The sequence below is a fragment of the Streptomyces aurantiacus genome, from assembly GCF_027107535.1.
GTDB lineage: Bacteria > Actinomycetota > Actinomycetes > Streptomycetales > Streptomycetaceae > Streptomyces.
In genome coordinates this window covers 3,228,125-3,244,457 of sequence record NZ_CP114283.1, presented here as the reverse complement: position 1 = coordinate 3,244,457, position 16,333 = coordinate 3,228,125, and the positions used below count along the sequence as shown (strand labels likewise).

General features: G+C 70.3%; 16 protein-coding genes and 2 pseudogenes. 7 read left to right on the top strand and 11 right to left on the bottom strand.

From position 1 onward, the window contains the following. The first annotated feature begins 359 nt into the window (after positions 1–359). Together O1Q96_RS16140 and O1Q96_RS16135 are read left to right on the top strand one after the other, a co-directional pair. Entirely contained in the window at positions 360–500 is a 141-nt protein-coding gene (locus tag O1Q96_RS16140; RefSeq protein WP_157857388.1) for a hypothetical protein, read from the top strand. 106 nt (positions 501–606) lie between these two features. Continuing rightward, complete coding sequence (locus O1Q96_RS16135) at positions 607–1,680, top strand: TauD/TfdA family dioxygenase (RefSeq protein WP_269248831.1); 1,074 nt, start codon at positions 607–609, stop codon at positions 1,678–1,680. A gap of 479 nt (positions 1,681–2,159) precedes the next feature. On the opposite strand, the gene O1Q96_RS16130 is transcribed toward O1Q96_RS16135, so the two are convergent. The 6 genes from O1Q96_RS16130 to O1Q96_RS16105 all read right to left on the bottom strand — a co-directional run bounded on the left by O1Q96_RS16130 (position 2,160) and on the right by O1Q96_RS16105 (position 7,970). Further along, entirely contained in the window at positions 2,160–2,807 is a 648-nt protein-coding gene (locus O1Q96_RS16130) for a CoA transferase subunit B (RefSeq protein ID WP_269248830.1), read from the bottom strand. After that, entirely contained in the window at positions 2,807–3,577 is a 771-nt protein-coding gene (locus O1Q96_RS16125; RefSeq protein WP_269248829.1) for a CoA transferase subunit A, read from the bottom strand. The genes O1Q96_RS16130 and O1Q96_RS16125 overlap by 1 nt, the downstream gene beginning before the upstream one ends. Positions 3,578–3,703: 126 nt before the next feature. Then, entirely contained in the window at positions 3,704–4,855 is a 1,152-nt protein-coding gene (locus tag O1Q96_RS16120) for a hypothetical protein (protein WP_269248828.1), read from the bottom strand. Positions 4,856–4,863: 8 nt separating this feature from the next. Beyond that, positions 4,864–6,075, bottom strand: a complete 1,212-nt coding sequence (locus tag O1Q96_RS16115; protein WP_269248827.1) for a Dabb family protein — start codon at positions 6,073–6,075, stop codon at positions 4,864–4,866. 21 nt (positions 6,076–6,096) lie between these two features. Beyond that, a complete protein-coding gene (locus tag O1Q96_RS16110; RefSeq protein WP_269248826.1) occupies positions 6,097–6,621 on the bottom strand; it encodes an aromatic-ring-hydroxylating dioxygenase subunit beta in 525 nt (174 codons plus the stop codon). Then, positions 6,618–7,970 (bottom strand): aromatic ring-hydroxylating oxygenase subunit alpha, encoded by a 1,353-nt coding sequence (locus O1Q96_RS16105; protein ID WP_269248825.1) that lies wholly within the window; start codon positions 7,968–7,970, stop codon positions 6,618–6,620. Before O1Q96_RS16105 ends, O1Q96_RS16110 begins: the two co-directional genes overlap by 4 nt. 195 nt (positions 7,971–8,165) lie before the next feature. Between O1Q96_RS16105 and fdxA the strand changes: the two genes are divergently transcribed. The 3 genes from fdxA (at position 8,166) to O1Q96_RS16090 (ending at position 10,524) form a co-directional block, all read left to right on the top strand. Continuing rightward, on the top strand, positions 8,166–8,507 hold the full coding sequence (fdxA, locus tag O1Q96_RS16100; protein ID WP_419586900.1) for a ferredoxin: 342 nt from the start codon (positions 8,166–8,168) through the stop codon (positions 8,505–8,507). Next, on the top strand, positions 8,504–9,517 hold the full coding sequence (locus O1Q96_RS16095; RefSeq protein WP_269248824.1) for an NAD(P)/FAD-dependent oxidoreductase: 1,014 nt from the start codon (positions 8,504–8,506) through the stop codon (positions 9,515–9,517). Before fdxA ends, O1Q96_RS16095 begins: the two co-directional genes overlap by 4 nt. Positions 9,518–9,726: 209 nt before the next feature. Further along, positions 9,727–10,524, top strand: a complete 798-nt coding sequence (locus tag O1Q96_RS16090) for an IclR family transcriptional regulator (protein ID WP_269248823.1) — start codon at positions 9,727–9,729, stop codon at positions 10,522–10,524. A gap of 214 nt (positions 10,525–10,738) precedes the next feature. Here O1Q96_RS16090 and O1Q96_RS16085 read toward each other — a convergent pair. The 5 genes and pseudogenes from O1Q96_RS16085 to O1Q96_RS16065 all read right to left on the bottom strand — a co-directional run. Then, positions 10,739–10,969: pseudogene (locus O1Q96_RS16085) on the bottom strand (PfkB family carbohydrate kinase); the annotation flags it as partial. A 99-nt stretch (positions 10,970–11,068) separates the two neighbouring features. Continuing rightward, positions 11,069–11,425: a cupin domain-containing protein gene (locus O1Q96_RS16080; RefSeq protein ID WP_269248822.1), complete on the bottom strand. Its 357-nt coding sequence runs from the start codon at positions 11,423–11,425 to the stop codon at positions 11,069–11,071. Beyond that, positions 11,422–12,195, bottom strand: coding sequence for an HpcH/HpaI aldolase family protein (locus O1Q96_RS16075; protein ID WP_269248821.1), 774 nt, complete (start codon positions 12,193–12,195; stop codon positions 11,422–11,424). The genes O1Q96_RS16080 and O1Q96_RS16075 overlap by 4 nt, the downstream gene beginning before the upstream one ends. Before the next feature lie 28 nt (positions 12,196–12,223). Next, a complete protein-coding gene (locus O1Q96_RS16070) occupies positions 12,224–13,387 on the bottom strand; it encodes an amidohydrolase family protein (protein ID WP_269248820.1) in 1,164 nt (387 codons plus the stop codon). Between the two features lie 27 nt (positions 13,388–13,414). Next, positions 13,415–14,275, bottom strand: a complete 861-nt coding sequence (locus O1Q96_RS16065; protein WP_269248819.1) for a fumarylacetoacetate hydrolase family protein — start codon at positions 14,273–14,275, stop codon at positions 13,415–13,417. Between the two features lie 249 nt (positions 14,276–14,524). On the opposite strand from O1Q96_RS16065, the pseudogene O1Q96_RS16060 reads away from it, so the two are divergent. Next, positions 14,525–14,971: pseudogene (locus O1Q96_RS16060) on the top strand (nicotinamide mononucleotide transporter); the annotation flags it as partial. A gap of 523 nt (positions 14,972–15,494) precedes the next feature. Then, positions 15,495–16,055, top strand: a complete 561-nt coding sequence (locus O1Q96_RS16055) for a flavin reductase family protein (protein WP_269248818.1) — start codon at positions 15,495–15,497, stop codon at positions 16,053–16,055. Positions 16,056–16,333 lie beyond the last annotated feature (278 nt).

Genomic DNA, 16,333 nt, shown 5'->3' with positions numbered 1-16,333 from the left:
GGAAGTCCTCCTCACTGGTGTCGAATTTGGCCTTCCATGTCTGCATGTTGGGCTTGCGCACGAATCCGGCTGCCGCCAGGTCGCCCCAGGAGTCGCTCGGTGGCGTGGTGAGGCAGTTCCGGGTAGGGCTGGCGCAGGAACGCGGTGCGCAGGCCGGGGAGTTCGAGGTCCGGGGCGGGGGCGTCCTGGAGCGCGTAGAGGGCCTGGTAGAGCGGGGGCCGGCCGCCCTACCACCCTGCAGGCTCCACGCGGGCACCCATTCACCTTGGCGTAATGCATCACGAGACGATGTCTCGCATATTGACCCCGACCCAGACGTCTCCTATGGTTGAGGTACTTCTCGAAAGGACGGGACCAGCATGAGGCCAGTCGCTCTGATCGGCGTCCTGCTCGTGTCATGCGCCGGCCGCCGGACCTACGACGAGCCGCTCAGCTACTTCCCTCCCCGGGAGGGACTGCGCCCCGGCACGGCTGTCGGCGAGCCTCAGACTCCCTTCTGAGCGCGGTTCGTCGCCGTGCGACGAGCCCCCGCCACACCGAACGTTCGTCGTCCGTCGTGTCGTCACCGACGGGCTTTGCCATCACATTTTCGAGGAGCGCATCATCGTGACCACCACTGTCGGCCTTCAGCCGATCTCCGGGCCGTCCGCCTGGCGCGGCGACGAGCTGTCGAAGTCCACTGACTGGATCTATGTACTCAGCGACGCCGAGCGCACCGAGCTGGAAGACCTGGGACGGCGCTTCGTCGCCGACGACCCCGACCTGCGCACCGTCACCGCCGCCGACTACCCCTTCGACGCCTGTCGCGCCCTGAACGACGAGTGCGCCCGCCAGATGGACGCCGGCCGGGGCTTCGTCCTGGTGCGCGGGTTGCGCACCGAGGAGTACGGCGACCCCATGGCCGCGGCCATCTTCTTCGTCATGGGCCTGCACCTCGGCCAGCCGATCGGGCAGAACCAGCGGGGCGACCTGCTCGACCACGTGGTCGCCACGTCGAACATGACGCTGTCCGACGAGGGCGCGCTGCCCTCCCGCGTACGCGACCGACTCCCGTTCCACTCGGACAGCTCCGACGTCGTCGCCCTCATGTGCCTGCGCGGCGCCAAGGAGGGCGGAGCCTCCAGCCTGGTCAGCGGCACCACGATCTACAACGAGATGCTGCGCCGCCGGCCGGACCTCGCCGCGCGGCTCTTCGACACCTACCACTGGGACTGGCGGCGTCAGGACCCCGACTCCCCGGAACTCACGTACACCTCGCCGATCATCAGCCACGTCGACGGCGTCTTCAGCACCTACGCGGGCAACTCGATGATCTTCAGCGCCCAGGAGTACCCCGGCGTCCCCCAACTGACGCCCGACCAGGCCGCAGCCATCAGCCTCTTCGACGAGATCTCGCAGGAACCCGGCCTGCCGATCGACATGGACTTCCAGCCGGGGGACGTGCAGTGGCTGCTCAACTACGCCGCACTGCACTCGCGCACCAGCTACATCGACCACCCGGAACCGGAGCGTCGCCGACACCTGCTGCGTCTGTGGCTCAAGCGCGACGTCGGCCGACCGCTGGCGCCCCGGTTCGGCAAGCATGTCGTCGTGATGGGTGAGCCCGCCACCCCCCTGGTGCCCGGCGGCCGGTTCGGCATCACCGACGCCGTCACCGTCAATGACGACTGGGGTGTGTGACGCCTCGCCCTCCCGGTGAGGGCCGCGCCTCTCGGACAGCGGTCGCTCGACCAGCGCCGCTGACCGTCGGGGTGCCGCCCTGGAGAAGTACCGACCGCCGCAGCCATAGCGACCCCATGGCTGCGGCGGTCGTTTTCCACAGCCAAGAGGTCCACGAGCGCGCCCACGCAGCCGAGTCGAGCACGTCGAGCGGCCCGTCGGCTCACGGCCGACGGGCCGGTGATCTCCACACGCCGGGGCCTGGATCCGGGCGCGAGCGGGGCGACATACACCGGTCGCCGACGGACCTGGGCCGTGTGTACGGCCTTGATCCCGGTCGGCGACGAGTTCGGGGTGCCCTCACCGACGGCGACGGCGCGTCGGGCCCTGAGCACGGCCTCCAGGCCCGACGCGCACAGCCCCTCGACGTTCGCTCCGGGAACGGTGACCGGCAGGCAGCACGGGCGTGCTGCCAGGTCGTACGCGCCACGGAGGGCCGGCTACGAGCGGGTTCCATAAGGGATGAGCACATTCGCCGCCGTCTTCACGGTGATCTCCTCGGCGGTGACGCCGGGGGCGGTCTCGACGAGGAGAAGGCCGTCGTCGGTGACGTCGAGGACGCCGAGGTCGGTGATGATCCGCTCCACGCAGCCCTTTCCGGTGAGCGGCAGATCGCACTCCCGCACGATCTTCGGGGTGCCGTCCTTGGCGGTGTGGGTCATGGTGACGATCACTCGGCGGGCACCGTGCACGAGGTCCATGGCTCCGCCGATACCGGTCACCATCCTGCCGGGGATCGCCCAGTTGGCGAGGTCGCCCCGTTCGGAGACCTGCATGGCGCCGAGCACGGCCGCGTCGATGTGGCCGCCGCGGATCATGCCGAACGACAGCGCGGAGTCGAAGTAGGCCGCGCCCGGCAGGACGGTGACGGTCTCCTTGCCCGCGTTGATCAGGTCCGGGTCGACCTCGTCCTCGTACGGGAAACGACCGGTGCCGAGGATGCCGTTCTCCGACTCCAGCACGACGTGGACACCCTCGGGCAGGTGGTTGGGGATCAGCGTCGGCAGCCCGATGCCCAGGTTGACGTACTCGCCGTCGCGCAGCTCGCGGGCCGCGCGGGCGGACATCTCGTCCCGTGTCCAGGCCATCAGACCCGCACCTCCCTGGGCGTCACCGTGAGGTTCTCGATCTTCTTGTCGGCGGCCTGCTCGGGGCTGAGGACCACCACGCGCTGGACGAAGATGCCCGGCAGATGGACGTGGTCGGGATCGATCGCGCCCGGTTCGACGAGCTCCTCCACCTCGGCGATCGTGATACGGCCGGCCATGGCGGCGAGGGGGTTGAAGTTGCGGGCGGACTTGTTGAACACGAGGTTGCCGTGCCGGTCGCCCTTCGCCGCCCGCACCAGGGCGAAGTCGGTGGTGATCCCACGTTCCAGGACGTGGGCGGCGCCGTCGAAGTCGCGGACCTCCTTGGCCGGTGAGGCGACGGCGACGCCGCCCCCGCCGTCGTAGCGCCAGGGCAGCCCGCCGTCGGCGACCTGGGTGCCGACCCCGGCCGGGGTGTAGAAGGCCGGGATGCCGCAGCCCCCGGCCCGCAGCCGCTCGGCGAGGGTGCCCTGCGGGATCAGCTCCAGCTCGATCTCGCCGCCCAGGTACTGGCGGGCGAACTCCTTGTTGCCGCCGATGTAGCTGCCGGTGACCCGGGCTATCCGGCCCGAGGCGAGGAGCACTGCGAGGCCGGATTCCCCCGCCCCGCAGTTGTTGGAGACGACGTCGAGTTCCGTGACGCCGGCGTCGTGCAGGGCCTGGATCAGGGCCCCCGGGATTCCGCTGAGTCCGAAGCCGCCGACGGCGAGGGACGCCCCGTCCGGGACGTCCGCCACCGCCTCGGCCGCGGAAGCGACCACCTTGTCCATCCGCCCGCCCACTTTTCTGCAGGGCGAAGCGCCCTGCGCTGATTGGTTGTTCGCTCAGTGGTTGTTCGCTGAGTAATTGTTCGCTGAGTGAGATGAAAGGTCCGGTCGGCGCCGGGATCCGGGGCGCTACGCCGGCAGTTCGGTCAACAGCCGGCGGTAGACGCGCGCGTAGGCGGTCAGCTGCCCCAACGACAGGGCGTCTCGACGGGGATCGTCGGCGGCCGGCTTCGCCTGCGGGCCGAGGCGCACGGTCTCCACGCCGCGGGCGCGCAGTACGACGCCGTCGGTCGATCCCGTCCAGCCGGTGACCGGCGGCGGCTGCTCACCGAACTCGTCGAGCCAGGCCGCCCGCGCGGCCGTCACCACCGGGGCGTCGGCCGGCGTCGCCGCTGCTGCCGTGACCGGCTCGGCCTCCACCTCGACCGCGCAGTCGCGCAGCGCCGACTTCGCGCAACGTGCCCGCAGCCGGTCGGCCAGCTCGGCCGCCAGCGCCGTCGGTTCGACCCGGTCACCTGCGACGACGTAGAGATCGATCCGCAGCTGGGCCGGCAACAGGTCCGGCTTGTCCGGCCATCCGCCGCTGATCGCGCCGATACCGCACGCCCGGCCGGTCTGCCCTTCGCGCGGGTCGGCGGCCAGGTAGTCCGTGCGCCAGCGGGCCAGCTCCTCCAGGACGACGCCGGCCCCGGCTACGACTCCCCCGGGGGGCGTGGCGGACTCCGCCGCCATCGCCGCCCCGGAGCGGCCGGTCACCGTGACCGTCAGGTAGAACGCGCCCGGCTCGTGCCACAGCAGGGTGGGCGGGCCGCACTTGGCGACGATCGCCGACCGCGGCAGTGGGTACGAGTCGGCGTAGGCCTCCAGCCCTGTGGTCCCGCCGGCGCGGCGGTGCGTACCGGAGCCCGCGAGCAGCAGCCGTCCGGCGCCCGCCTCGGCGAACGCGACCAGTGCGGCCGCCATCGGCGCGCGGGCGACCCCGAGACCGAAGCCGGTCACCACGTCGCCGTCCACGGCGAGCGGAGCGACGGGCGCGGCGTTGCCGGTGACAAGCGGGTTGTGCGCCCCGCCGTCGTCCAGCGACGTGTCGAGATGGGAGTACAGCAGCGGCCCGGCCCCGTGCGTGGCGATCAGGCTGCCGCCCGCGGGGCCGTGCTCCACCACCTGCCACTCGACGTGCGGCCACCGGTCGGCGCACCAGGCGCGCAGCCGGTGCGCCGCCGTCCGTTCCGCGCCACGTGGCGCGGGGGTCGCGTCGAGCAGGCGCAGGACGTCAAGCACCTGCTGTCTCAAAAACGTCCCCAGTCGTCGGACGCCGGACGCCACACGTCGATGTTGCGCGGGTCGGCCGGCATCCTGCGGGCCCGGTGCGTCTCGTGCTCCTCCGGCGTGAGCACCCGGTGGCTGTCGCACAGCTCGAACCGCGGGCCGAAACGCGTGTCGTGCAGGTAGAACGCGATCGATGTCGACGCCGAGTGGTTGACGATGTCGGAGGCGATCGGCGCGCCCTTGTACAGCGCGCGGGCGCGCATCCGCATGACGTGGTCGAGGCTCTTCATCGCGAAGCACAGGTGCGCGGTGAAGTGCTCCTTGTTGTTCTGCAGCGCGAGGCTGTGGTGGTAACGGTCCTCGCCACGGAGGAACGTGGTCGAACCGACGACGTAGTCCGAGGATACGAACTTCAGGACGTTCCGGTAGAAGTCCAGCGACTCCTCGTACTTCGCGGTGGCGATGAAGGGGTGCACCAGGTCGAGCGGCCTGATCTCGATGTGCGGCGGCTCGGCGTACTCCTGGAACTCGGTGAACAGTTCGACGATGAGGCCGTTGGGGTCCTTGACCGCGAAGCCGTTCTCGCACAGCGCCTGCTGCCGCTCCTGCAGGTCCAGGATGTCGAGGCCGGCGTCGGCGACGCTCTTGCGCAGCTGATCGAGGACCTCCTCGTTCTCCACGCTGTAGCCGACGGCGGTCGTCCACCCGTCGGTCCGCTCAGGCGCGTTGATCAGCTCGATCGCGTGGTGCTCGATGTCGGCGCGCAGGTAGGCGTACTCGTCCGTACGCTGCTCCAGCTGCAGTCCGACGTGGTACTCGAGGAAGTCGATCGTGGCCTGCATGTCCGGAACCTCGATCCGGGCGTACTCCATGCCGAACGGGGCGTGCGGGCGTGTGCTCACTGGGGATGTCCTTCCTGCAGCGAGCGAGGGACGCTCGGCGTACTCGAACGAGGTGATGGCCTGCCGGCCGATGACCGGTCGCCAGCGTGTGTGCACGAAGTTCTCGTGGGACTCGCTGCCGAGATAGGCGAGCAGGTCGTCCTGGCTGTCGAAGTCGACGGCCATCGTGTGGGTGAAGGTCTGGTCGCGGGTGCTGACGTTCTCGCCGAGGACGAAGCCGCGCATCGCCGGGTACCGGTCCGGGAAGGTACGCAGCTCGGCCAGTACGGACTCGCGCGTGGCCTGGTCGACGCCGTCGTCGAAACGGAAGGACAGGGTGTGTCGGATCATTGGGTCACCGTCCGTCGCCGGCTAGAGGATGAAGCTGAGCCGGGCGCCTGCCGCCAGCGACTCGTGGCCGAGGATCGAGCGCCGCAAGCGGAAACGCAGGCTGTCCTCGGTCGGCACCAGTACGTGCTCGTACCAGCCGACGTAGGCGTCGAAGTGCCCGTCGCGGGCGCGGTGCACCACGAAGGACGCGGCCACCCGGAACGAATCCTCGCTGTGCTCGGACAGCCGCACGTTGGACACCAGCCGGTGCGTTCGCGAGTGCGGGTTCTCGGCGTGCGCCTTGCGGGACTTCATGCGCTTGACCCGGGCGCGGAGCAGGTCCCAGTCGTCGTCGACGAACGATCCGGTCTCGTGCGGCGACCAGCCGGGACGGTAGTCGGTGGTAGGGATCTCATAGCGGGCGCCGGGCTCGAAGAGGGCCAGCCAGCCGTCGTAGTTCCAGTGGTCGAGGATGTCCGCCTCCGCGTAGAGGAAGTCCTCCACCTCGGGCCGGGTGACGGTGCGTCCCCCGCACCGCAGGGAGTGGGTGTTGGTGGTCGCGCTCATCGCACGTCCCTTCCCGCGAGGAAGGACTCCGGACGCCGGCCGTGGACCTGGAGTTCGTTCTCCAGCCCGACGGCTTCGATCCAGTGCCGCCAGAAGCCCCGCATCGCGCCTTCGTCGGTCGACCTGCCCTGTACGCCCTTGACCTCGTCGGCCATGCCGCGCGACATGTCGCTGTAGTCCAGCTCGGGCGCGGCGGTGCCGACCGTGGCCTGGATGCCGCGCTGGACCGCCTCGTACGCCTCGATGTCGTCAGGCGTGGCGAGCCCGCCCGGGCCGACGAAGCTGACGACCGTCTTCATGCGCAGGGCGCGGGTGTCCGGGTCCTCGTTGCGGGGCACCAGCTGCCAGGCGCGCACATCGGTCTGGTCGGGCGCCACCGGCTCCAGTTGCCGGATCGACAGGCCCTCGATGTCGAACAGCAGCAGGTTGGGGAACACGAACAGGATGTGGCTCTCGTCTGCCACGTGATGTGCTCGCTTCTCCCCCAGCCGCCGCGTCATCTCGGCTCGGTGGGCCTCGGTGCGCACCCGCTCGGCCTCGCCGAAGCGCGGTTCCCACTCCATGCTGATCCGTCCGCCGTGCCCGGTGAGGACCAGCAGCCCGTGGCCGTTGCCGAGGTTGTAGGCGTACTGGTTGTCGTCGGTGACGGCGTAGCCGCTCTCGCGCAGGTAGCCCACGAACGTGTTGTGCGTCGGCGCGAAGTGGTAGCCGTCCATCGCGTTCTCGACGGCGAGTTTCCAGTTGCCCCGCACGCTGTACTTCTGTGTGCCGGGCAGTGTGGTCATGCCGCCGACGTGCTGCTGTTCGATCATCGTCATGTAGTCGGCGGCATCGCCGAGGTGTTCGAGCAGCGGCGGAACGTCCGGATCGAAGGCGACGAAGACGAATCCCTCGTGGATCTCCAGGCGCGGCACGCCGCGCAGGCCCATGGACGCCTTGAACTCGTCGGTCGACTCGTACGCGTCGGCGTCGGGGATCGCGGCGAGGTCACCGTTGTTGCGGAATGTCCAGGCGTGGTAGAAGCACTGGAAGAGCCTGGTCGAGCCCTCGCTCTCGCGGCACAGCACGGTGCCGCGGTGCGGGCAGGAGTTCAGGAAGGCGTGCACCTCGCCGGCGCTGTCCCGGCAGAAGATCAGCGGTCGGCCCCCGAGGGTGCGGACCTTGAAGTCGTTGGGGTTGGGGATCTCGGTCTCGTGGCCGAGGTAGAGCCAGGTGTGTGTCCACACCCAGCCGCGTTCCCGGGTGAAGATCTCCGCGCTGCGGTAGGCCTCGCGGTTGACCCGGAAGGTGAGCAGGTCCCAGTCCTCGACGATCATCGGTGCTGGGACGGTCCGGGGGTTGCTTCCCATTACGGCGTTTGCCTCTCACAAGTCCCGACCCGAGTGGCGCGCTGTGAGACGCCATCTCGTATGTCGCATCAGCTTCTCCTAGCACACGCGACGATGTCAAGCAATCACCTGATGGTTGACACCCTGGACCGACGCCGTCATCATGCATTCCACGTTCCGCATTAGAAGACGCCATCTCGCATACTGTGCGACCGTGTGAAGGGCAAGAAGCCCGTGCCGTACGTCATCACTCAGGCATGTCTCGACGTCATGGACAAGTCCTGCATGGAGGAGTGCCCGGCCGACTGCATCTACGAGGGCGACCGGATGCTGTACATCCAGCCCGACGAATGCGTCGAGTGCGGGCGCTGCGAACCCGTCTGCCCACAGATCTCGATCTTCCACCACGAGGACCTGCCGGCCGAGTCCCAGCAGGCCGAGCGCATCAACACCGAGTTCTTCACCCTCGGAATCGGCGGAGCCGAGCCGCTCGGGTCGCCCGGCGGCGCGCGCAAGGTCGGCCGGGTCGGCCACGATCACCCCGAGGTGGGAGCGTGAGTGTCCTCCCGACCGTCAAGGGCGACGGCTCCGAGGTGACCGTCGATCTGCTCGTCATCGGTGCCGGCCCGACGGGGCTGTACGGCGCGTACTACGCCGGCTTCCGCGGCCTGAGCGTCGCGGTCGCCGACGCACTGCCCGAGGTGGGGGGCCAGATCGCCGCGCTGTACCCCGAGAAGCTCGTCTACGACGTGGCCGGCTTCCCCGCCGTCCGCGGCCAGGACCTGGTGGACCGGCTGGCCGAGCAGGCCGGGCGGTGGAACCCGACCTACCTGCTCGGGCACGGGGTCATCCGCCTCGACGACGCGGGCGAGGGCATCGTCGCCACCACCGACGCCGGCGCGCGGATCACCGCGGGGGCGGTGCTCGTCTGCGGCGGGATCGGCAACTTCGTCCCCCGCGAGCTTCCGGTGGGCTCCGACTACCTGGGCCGGGGGCTTCGGTACTTCGTGCCGCGCCTGGACGAACTCGCCCGACAGGACGTCGTGGTGGTCGGCGGCGGGGACTCCGCGCTGGACTGGGCGCTGTCGCTGGAGCCGATCGCCTCGTCGGTGACGCTGGTGCACCGGCGTACGCGGTTCCGGGCCCACGAACGCACCGTCGAGCAGGTGCACGCGTCCTCCGTGCGAGTCCTGACGCCCTACGAGGTCGAGAAGATCTCCGGCGACGGGTCGGCCGACGGGGCGGTGTCCGAGGTCGTGGTCGCGAGCCCGGACGGCGACCGGGTCAGCCTGCCCGCCCAGTCCGTCGTCGCCGCGCTCGGCTTCATCGCCGATCTCGGGCCGATCGAGCAGTGGGGACTGGAGCTGCGCCGCCGACGCATCCTCGTCGACCGCACGATGCGCACAAACCGGGAACGCGTCTTCGCGGCCGGCGACATCGCCGACCACGACGGCAAGGTCAGCCTGATCTCGATCGGCTTCGGCGAGGCGGCCCTCGCCGTCAACCACATCGCCTCCCTGCTCGACCCGGCACGCTCTCTCACACCGGGGCACTCCTCCGACATGTGAGGTCGTCGCACCGAGTCGGCGACCTGCCGCCGGCCGTCCGCGTGAAAGGCCCGCGCGGACGGCCGGTTCCGACGGCTCAGCTCGCGGTGGCGGAGCACCTCAGCCTTTCCCGCACATTTCCCCGACTCCCACCGTTACGCTATTCGATACGGCGTTCCATTCAACGTCTTACCCTCTTACTGAGTACGGGACAACAGGAGTAAGATTTCATGGCCACGAAGGCGCAGCCCGGCACCGGCGAACGAAGCGGTCCCGACACGACCGCGCCGACCATCCAGACGGTGCAGCGTGCGGCGCTGATCCTCGGCTCGTTCACGGTCGGCAAGCCGCACATGAATCTCAACGAGATCACCGCACGTCTCGGGGCGAGCAAGGCGACCGCGCACCGCTACACGAAGGCACTGCGTGCGGCGAACCTGCTGCGGTACGACGAGCGCACCTCGCTCTACTCCCTCGGATCCCAGGTGCTCACGCTCGCTGCGGCCGCGCGGGCCGGCCTGCCGATCGTCGCCGCCGCCGAGCCGTACATGGAGGACCTGGTCCGGCGTATCGACGAGACGATCGTGCTGTCGGTCTGGGACGGCGAGTCGGCAACCGTGGTGCGCTCGGTGGACAACACCGACCACATGGTGCGCATCAGCGTCCGGGTCGGCTCACGTCTCGACCTCACCTCCTCGGCACAGGGACGGATTTTCCTCACCTTCCTGCCCCCGGACCAGGTACCGCCGCTGCCGCGCTCGGTCCGCATGTCGGCCGAACTCGCCGACGAACTCGCCGCCATCCGGCACCACGGGCTGTCGGTCAACTCCCCCGCGGTCAACGGGGTCCGCACCATCGCGGCACCGATCTTCGACGGCGACAAGATCAGCGGGACGCTCGCGGTCGTCGGCACGACGGCGACGGTCCCCGACGACGTCAAGGCGCCGATGGCCCAGGCATTGCTGGAAACCGCCCGCGCGCTGTCGCAGCGGCTCGGCCCCTCGGACGGCGAACCCAACGGCGGCTGACCCACCCACCGGAGCGATCTGCCGGCCCACCGCGGAGGGCGCGGCGGGCCGGCAGGTCGTGGCCCGCACACCACTGACGGTGCGGCACATGGCGGGGCCCTGGTCGCACCCGCCCTCGTACGAACCCTCGGGGCGCCCGACCAGGGCGGCCGGGCCCACGAATGCGGCCGGCAGCTCAGTTCCTCTGCGAGGTCAAGTATCCGTGGTTCGGCGCCGACGAGCTGATTGCGCGCTGCAACTGAGCGCCGAAGGTGTCGGCGCCCACCGCGCCGATCATCGACACCGTGCCGCCCGCGCGGGCCGCGGCCACCGCCTGGTTGGCGCCCTTGCCGCCGGGGACCGTACGGAACTCGCGTCCGGTCACGGTCTCTCCGCGCTGCGGGGCCTTCGCGACGTACGCGACGAGGTCCATGTTCGTGCTTCCGAGCACGACGATGTGGGTCATGTGACACGCCTCCCGGCGGTGACTCGGGTGTGGGTGGGCTGAGTCAGTCCCGGCACCGATTACCGCGCGCCCCGGGTGCCGCGGCGAGCCGGCCTTCGGTCAGGGAAGCAGGTCGGCACGCGGCGGGACGAAGAAGTCGATGTTCACGCAGGGCGCCTCCGTCGGCTCCACATAGTGCTCGCTGCCTCGGGGGACCAGCAGGAACGAGCCCGCGCGCATGTCGTGCGCGACACCGTCCACGTAGTAGTTCGCTCGCCCCTGGGCGATATGGACCAGCTGGTCGAACTCCTCGTGCCGGTGCGGGTTGAGCGTCATGCCGACCTCGAGCTCGTGGTGGCAGATCATCATCTCGTCCGTCGCGTAGACACGACGGCGCACCCCCGGCCGCACCTGGGTCACCGGCAGCTCGTCCCAGTTCAGGACGGTGCTGAACAATGCCGCGTTGCGTGTGGTCACTGGTTCTCCTCTCCGGCGGCGGCGCGCAGGGCTGCCGCCAGCATTTGCAGGTCCGAGCCGACGACCAGGTAGTCGGCGTCACTCAGGCCCAGGTGTCCCGCCGCGCCCCGGGTCGGCGCCCAGCCGCCGAACGCCACCGCCGCCGAGCGGGCGGCCTCGCGCACGCGGTCCACCGCGGCGCGCAGCACCGTGGGATCGTCCGGCAGGCCCAGGTCGACCGCGAGGTCGGTGCTGCCGACGAAGCACACGTCGAGGGGGGCGAGCAGATCCGGCAGGGGATCGGTGCGGGCCGTCTCGATCTGGCCGACCAGTACCGGCGGGTCGTCCTGCTCGGCGCCCAGGAAGGCGGCCAGCGGGAGCGCGCCGAACCGGGCGGCCCTGTTGGCCAAGCTGACCGAGCGGCGGCCGGCGGGCGCGAACCGCGTCGCGGCCACGAGTGCCTCTGCCTGGTCGACGCGGGTGAGCATGGAGAGCTGGATCCCCGCCGCCCCGGCCTCCAGCAGCCGGTTGACGGCGGCGGCGTCCACCTCGGGCACGCGGACCAGGGCCGGCAGGCCGCAGGCGTGGGCGTGGCGGACCAGGTCGACGGCGTTCTGTTCGGTGAGGGTGGAGTGTTCGAGGTCGACGACCACGAACGCGAACCCGGCCGCCTCAGCCAGTTCCACCACGTCGGGCGAGGCCAGTTTGACGAACGTCCCGACGGCGGGCCGCCCCGCCGTCAGGGCCGCGCGCAGCCGGCGCCGCAGCAGGTGGACGTCGCCGATGGTCATCGCGTCCTCTCCGGGGCGGGCGGGGTTCTCATGCCGACGGCAGACCGCGCCACGGCACGATGTCGACCTCGGCGCCGGCGTGCAGCACGACGGACGGCTCCAGGCGCGGCGCGAGGATGGTGTTGCCCGCGGCGTCGGGCAGGGTGACCTCGTCGGTCCAGTCGACGACCGTGACGTCGGCCCGACCGCCGACCGCCAGGCGCCCGTAGCCCTCGGTGTCGAGGCCGAGCAGCTTTGCGGGGGCGACGGTGGCCCGCCGTATGCACTCCTCCAGCGGCGCGCCGAGCGCGACCAGCTTGGAGACGCTGGTGAGCAGGTCGAACACCGGGCCGCGCCAGTTGCGGGCGCTGGTGTCGGAGCTGAGGATGTCGGGCAGGAATCCGTCGGCGATCGCCCGGCGTGCCACCTCGAAGCTGAGGTTGCTCTTGCCGTGGGCGGAGTCGAACAGCACGCCGCGCTCGCGGGCCGCCATGACCGCGGGGTGCACCTGGTCGCCGTCGAGGATGCCGTTCGGCTTGCCGGTGTAGCAGTGCGCGACGATGTCGCCGGGGCGCAGGTAGTCCAGGACGACGGGCACCGGCTCCTCGGTCTCACCGATGTGCACCATCAGCGGAAGCTGGGCCTGTTCGGCCAGCGCCACGGACTTCTTCAGCAGCGACTCCCAGTGCTCGCCGACGACGTCCTCGGACAGCCGGATCTTGAAGCCGCGCACGATGTCGGGGTGGGCCTCGGCGGTCGCGAGCGCGTCCTCGGGGACCAGGGTGTCGGGGTTGAGCAGCTCGCCGAACCTGAAGTCGATCAGGCCGAGCACCGAGACGTTGAGGAAGTTGACGATGCGCAGCGGGTTCGCCTCGACCACCAGCTTGCGGAAGGCCGCGAACGTCGAGGCGCCTGCCGTGCCGGCGTCCGCCGCGGCGACGACGCCACGGCGCAGGTGGGCCTCCTCGGCGGGGGCGCCGACGGCGGAGACGTACTGGAAGATGTGGGTGTGGCCCTCGACGAGGCCCGGCAGCACGGTGGAACCGGTGACGTCGATCGTGCGGGCCGCGCCCGCCGCCAGCCCTTCCCCGATCGCGGCGATGCGGTCACCGGTGACGGCCACGTCGAGCCGGGCGTTGGTGCCCGACGCCGGATCGATGACGGTGCCGCCGGCCAGGACGAGGTCGTAGGACGACGGGGAGGAGATGGGCATCGGTGTGTGCTCCAGTGTGAGGGGCGGTCAGCTGACCGGTTCGGTCAGCCGGTGGTCGTGCGGTGAGGCGTCCGCGGGACGCACGACGCGGGTGACGAGGGGCAGTACGCCGTCCACCTCGACCCGTATCTCGTCGCCGTCGGCGAGGAAGCAGCCGCGGTCCTGGCCGGTGCCGGCCGGGGTTCCGGTGAGGACGACGTCGCCGGGTTCGAGGGCGGTGAACCACGAGAGCCGGCTGAGCAGATCGGCGACCGGGAAGATCATCCCGGCGCTCGTGTCGTCCTGCATGAGTACGCCGTTGACCCAGCTCCGTACGCGGATCGCATCGCGGTCGGCGAGGTCGTCGGGGGTGCAGACGGACGCGCCGAGCGGCGTGAATCCCGGGTAGCTCTTGGCGAGGGCGGGCGTGGCGGTGGCGCGCATGACATCACGCGCCGTCATGTCGTTGGCCGCGGTGATGCCGGCGATCGCGGGCCAGATCTGCGACTCGGACGCCTGGTACAGCGGGCGCCCGACGACGATCGCGATCTCCCCTTCGTAGTCGGGTTCGGTCGCGGCCCGTGGGATCACCACCTGTGCGCCCGGTGCCAGGACGCCGGACGACGCGGCCAGGTACAGGATCGGCTGCTCGGGCAGCCCCCGGCCGGCCCGGGCCGCCTTCGACACGTAGTTGAGGCCGATGCCCCACACAGCGCGTGGACGGCCCAGCGGCGCCACGAGCGTGGCTTCGTCGAGCGGGATCCGCCGACGCACCGCGCTCGACTCCAGGCACCGCAGCGATCCCTGCTGTTCGAGGACCGCGCCGACGTGCGGAAAAGCCGTGTCCAGCAGGGCGATGGCCCCGCCCTCGATCCGGCCAAGGCCGGCGTCCGTCGTCACTACTCGCATGGCGGGCATCTTTCAATGCGAGATAGCATCATGTCAAGCGATACAGAAATGCGAGATGCAGGCAGGCCGACATCCCGCCCGGACAAGAGCTGACGGGTAGTCAGGTGCGAGCTCGGAGCGCCACTTCCACGACGTCGGCCACGGCGGCACACGAGCCGCCGCCTCACCTTGCCGCCACCCCAGCGGTCCGTGCGGCGCGTGCCGACACGGCCGCCGACGGCGAACCACGAAGACCCCACGGATGCGCTCGGCCACCCGGCCGGCAGCGCCGGTAAGCAGGCCGTCGTCATGACCGTGGCCCTGTACGGCTGGCGGCGATGGACCGAGCGTGCGGCGACGGTGGGCGCCGTCACCGTCCGCACGGTCGCCGTGGCCCTGCTGTTCAAGGCCTACCCGACACTGCCCTGGGACCCTTGGCCGGACGCCTACGTCTTCGTCGGCACGGTCGTCGCGATGTACGCCCAGGCACGCGGCATGGTCGAGTTCTGGATCGCCTGACTACTGGTCGACCTGGTCGACCTGGTCGGCGTCCCGCCGGCCTTCACCAGCGGCTACGCCTTCTCCGGCTTCGTCCACGTCACCTACGGCGCGCTTGCCCTATGGGGCATGCGCGACTGGTGGCTGCACTCCCGCAGCGGACCGCGGGCCGCCCTGAAGCTGCCCGGTGCACACGATCCCAAGGGAGTGTCGCGGTAGCGGGTGGTCGAGACTCGCGGTGCGGGATCACCGCTCTCCACCCGGGCGGGCGGAGGCCGACGCCGTGGACGCCTCGCTGACAGCCCCAAGCTTCCATACATGACCCAGCGACTGATCGACGTGGCCTTCTGCACGCTCGACGAAACGACCGGCAGCGCCCGGCATCCCTCGGCACCCGCACAGCACGGCTGTTCGCACCACCGGCGAGCCGACGCCGCCGATGAGAACAACCTTGCCGAACCCCCACACCCCACTTGCGACACTCCATACGAGATAGCATATTGACATACGAAACACCTCATCTTAGCGTCGGGGCATCCCTAGCAAAGGCAAGACAAGATGAGATCCGCTTTCTCCCCGCCGGCCTCCCCGCCGGCCGCCCCGCCGAATCCCGCGACACGACGACCGTCCCGGATCACCGGCGGCGGCGATGCCTGCGGAGCACCCGGCCGCATCCACCGAGCCACCGAGTCGACGGCCTGCGGCGCGCCGGAGTGCGCCGGCGAGATGGCGGTGGTCTGACATGCCCACCCCCTCCACGGATCACGCCGTCAAGCGCCGGCCGGTCATCCGCCAAGACCCGCAGGCGTACCGCGACGGACTGTCCTCGATGGTCACGTCTGTCTGTGTAGTAACCACCGAAGTGGACGGGCAGCGGTACGGTTTCACCGCCAACTCGGTGACCAGCGTGTCGATGGACCCGCCGCTGATCTCGGTCTGTCTGGCCGACACCGCAGACGTCCACCCGGCCTTCAGCCAGGCCGAGTCGGTCGCCGTCAACGTCCTGGCATCCGACCAGCACCCGGTGGCGCAGGCGTTCGCGACGGCCGGCGTCGACAGGTTCGCTTCGGCGCGCTTCAGTCCGGGTGAGCTCGGTCCACCCCTGCTCGACGGCGCCACCGTGTCGCTCGAGGGCGTCGTGCACCAGCGCCTCACCGCCGGCGACCACACGATCATCCTGATCGAGGTGGCCGGTGTGGTGGTCGACGGAGGGGAGCCGCTCACCTATCAGGGTCGCCGGTTCCATACTCTGAACCCGCTGGAGCCGACCGCCCTGCAGCCGACCGGAAAGGATCCGTCATGAGCACCTGGACGACCTCGCTCCGCTCGGCCGTCCCCGGCCCCGTCGAAGACCTCGCGGGACGTTCATCGGCCTGATCGGCCCGAGCGGCCACAGGAAGTCCACCCTGCTGCGGGCATTCGCCTGAATCGGCGCGTACAGCAGCGACAGCCTGACGCTCTCGGGATGACTCCGGCGCAGGGCTTGCGCGCTGAAGGCGATCGGAACGGTCCCCCAGGCTCCCGCCCTGCTGCCATGGTCGACGCTACGAAAGGACGTCGCCCTGCCGGCCGGCATCAACC

Bases quoted from the DNA above. Each gene is read 5' to 3' on its own strand.
- O1Q96_RS16140 (WP_157857388.1), top strand. From the start codon at position 360: ATGAGGCCAGTCGCTCTGATCGGCGTCCTGCTCGTGTCATGCGCCGGC.
- O1Q96_RS16130 (WP_269248830.1), bottom strand. From the start codon at position 2,807: ATGGCCTGGACACGGGACGAGATGTCCGCCCGCGCGGCCCGCGAGCTG.
- O1Q96_RS16125 (WP_269248829.1), bottom strand. From the start codon at position 3,577: ATGGACAAGGTGGTCGCTTCCGCGGCCGAGGCGGTGGCGGACGTCCCG.
- O1Q96_RS16115 (WP_269248827.1), bottom strand. From the start codon at position 6,075: ATGATCCGACACACCCTGTCCTTCCGTTTCGACGACGGCGTCGACCAG.
- O1Q96_RS16110 (WP_269248826.1), bottom strand. From the start codon at position 6,621: ATGAGCGCGACCACCAACACCCACTCCCTGCGGTGCGGGGGACGCACC.
- O1Q96_RS16105 (WP_269248825.1), bottom strand. From the start codon at position 7,970: ATGGGAAGCAACCCCCGGACCGTCCCAGCACCGATGATCGTCGAGGAC.
- O1Q96_RS16090 (WP_269248823.1), top strand. From the start codon at position 9,727: ATGGCCACGAAGGCGCAGCCCGGCACCGGCGAACGAAGCGGTCCCGAC.
- O1Q96_RS16075 (WP_269248821.1), bottom strand. From the start codon at position 12,195: ATGACCATCGGCGACGTCCACCTGCTGCGGCGCCGGCTGCGCGCGGCC.
- O1Q96_RS16070 (WP_269248820.1), bottom strand. From the start codon at position 13,387: ATGCCCATCTCCTCCCCGTCGTCCTACGACCTCGTCCTGGCCGGCGGC.
- O1Q96_RS16065 (WP_269248819.1), bottom strand. From the start codon at position 14,275: ATGCGAGTAGTGACGACGGACGCCGGCCTTGGCCGGATCGAGGGCGGG.
- O1Q96_RS16055 (WP_269248818.1), top strand. From the start codon at position 15,495: ATGCCCACCCCCTCCACGGATCACGCCGTCAAGCGCCGGCCGGTCATC.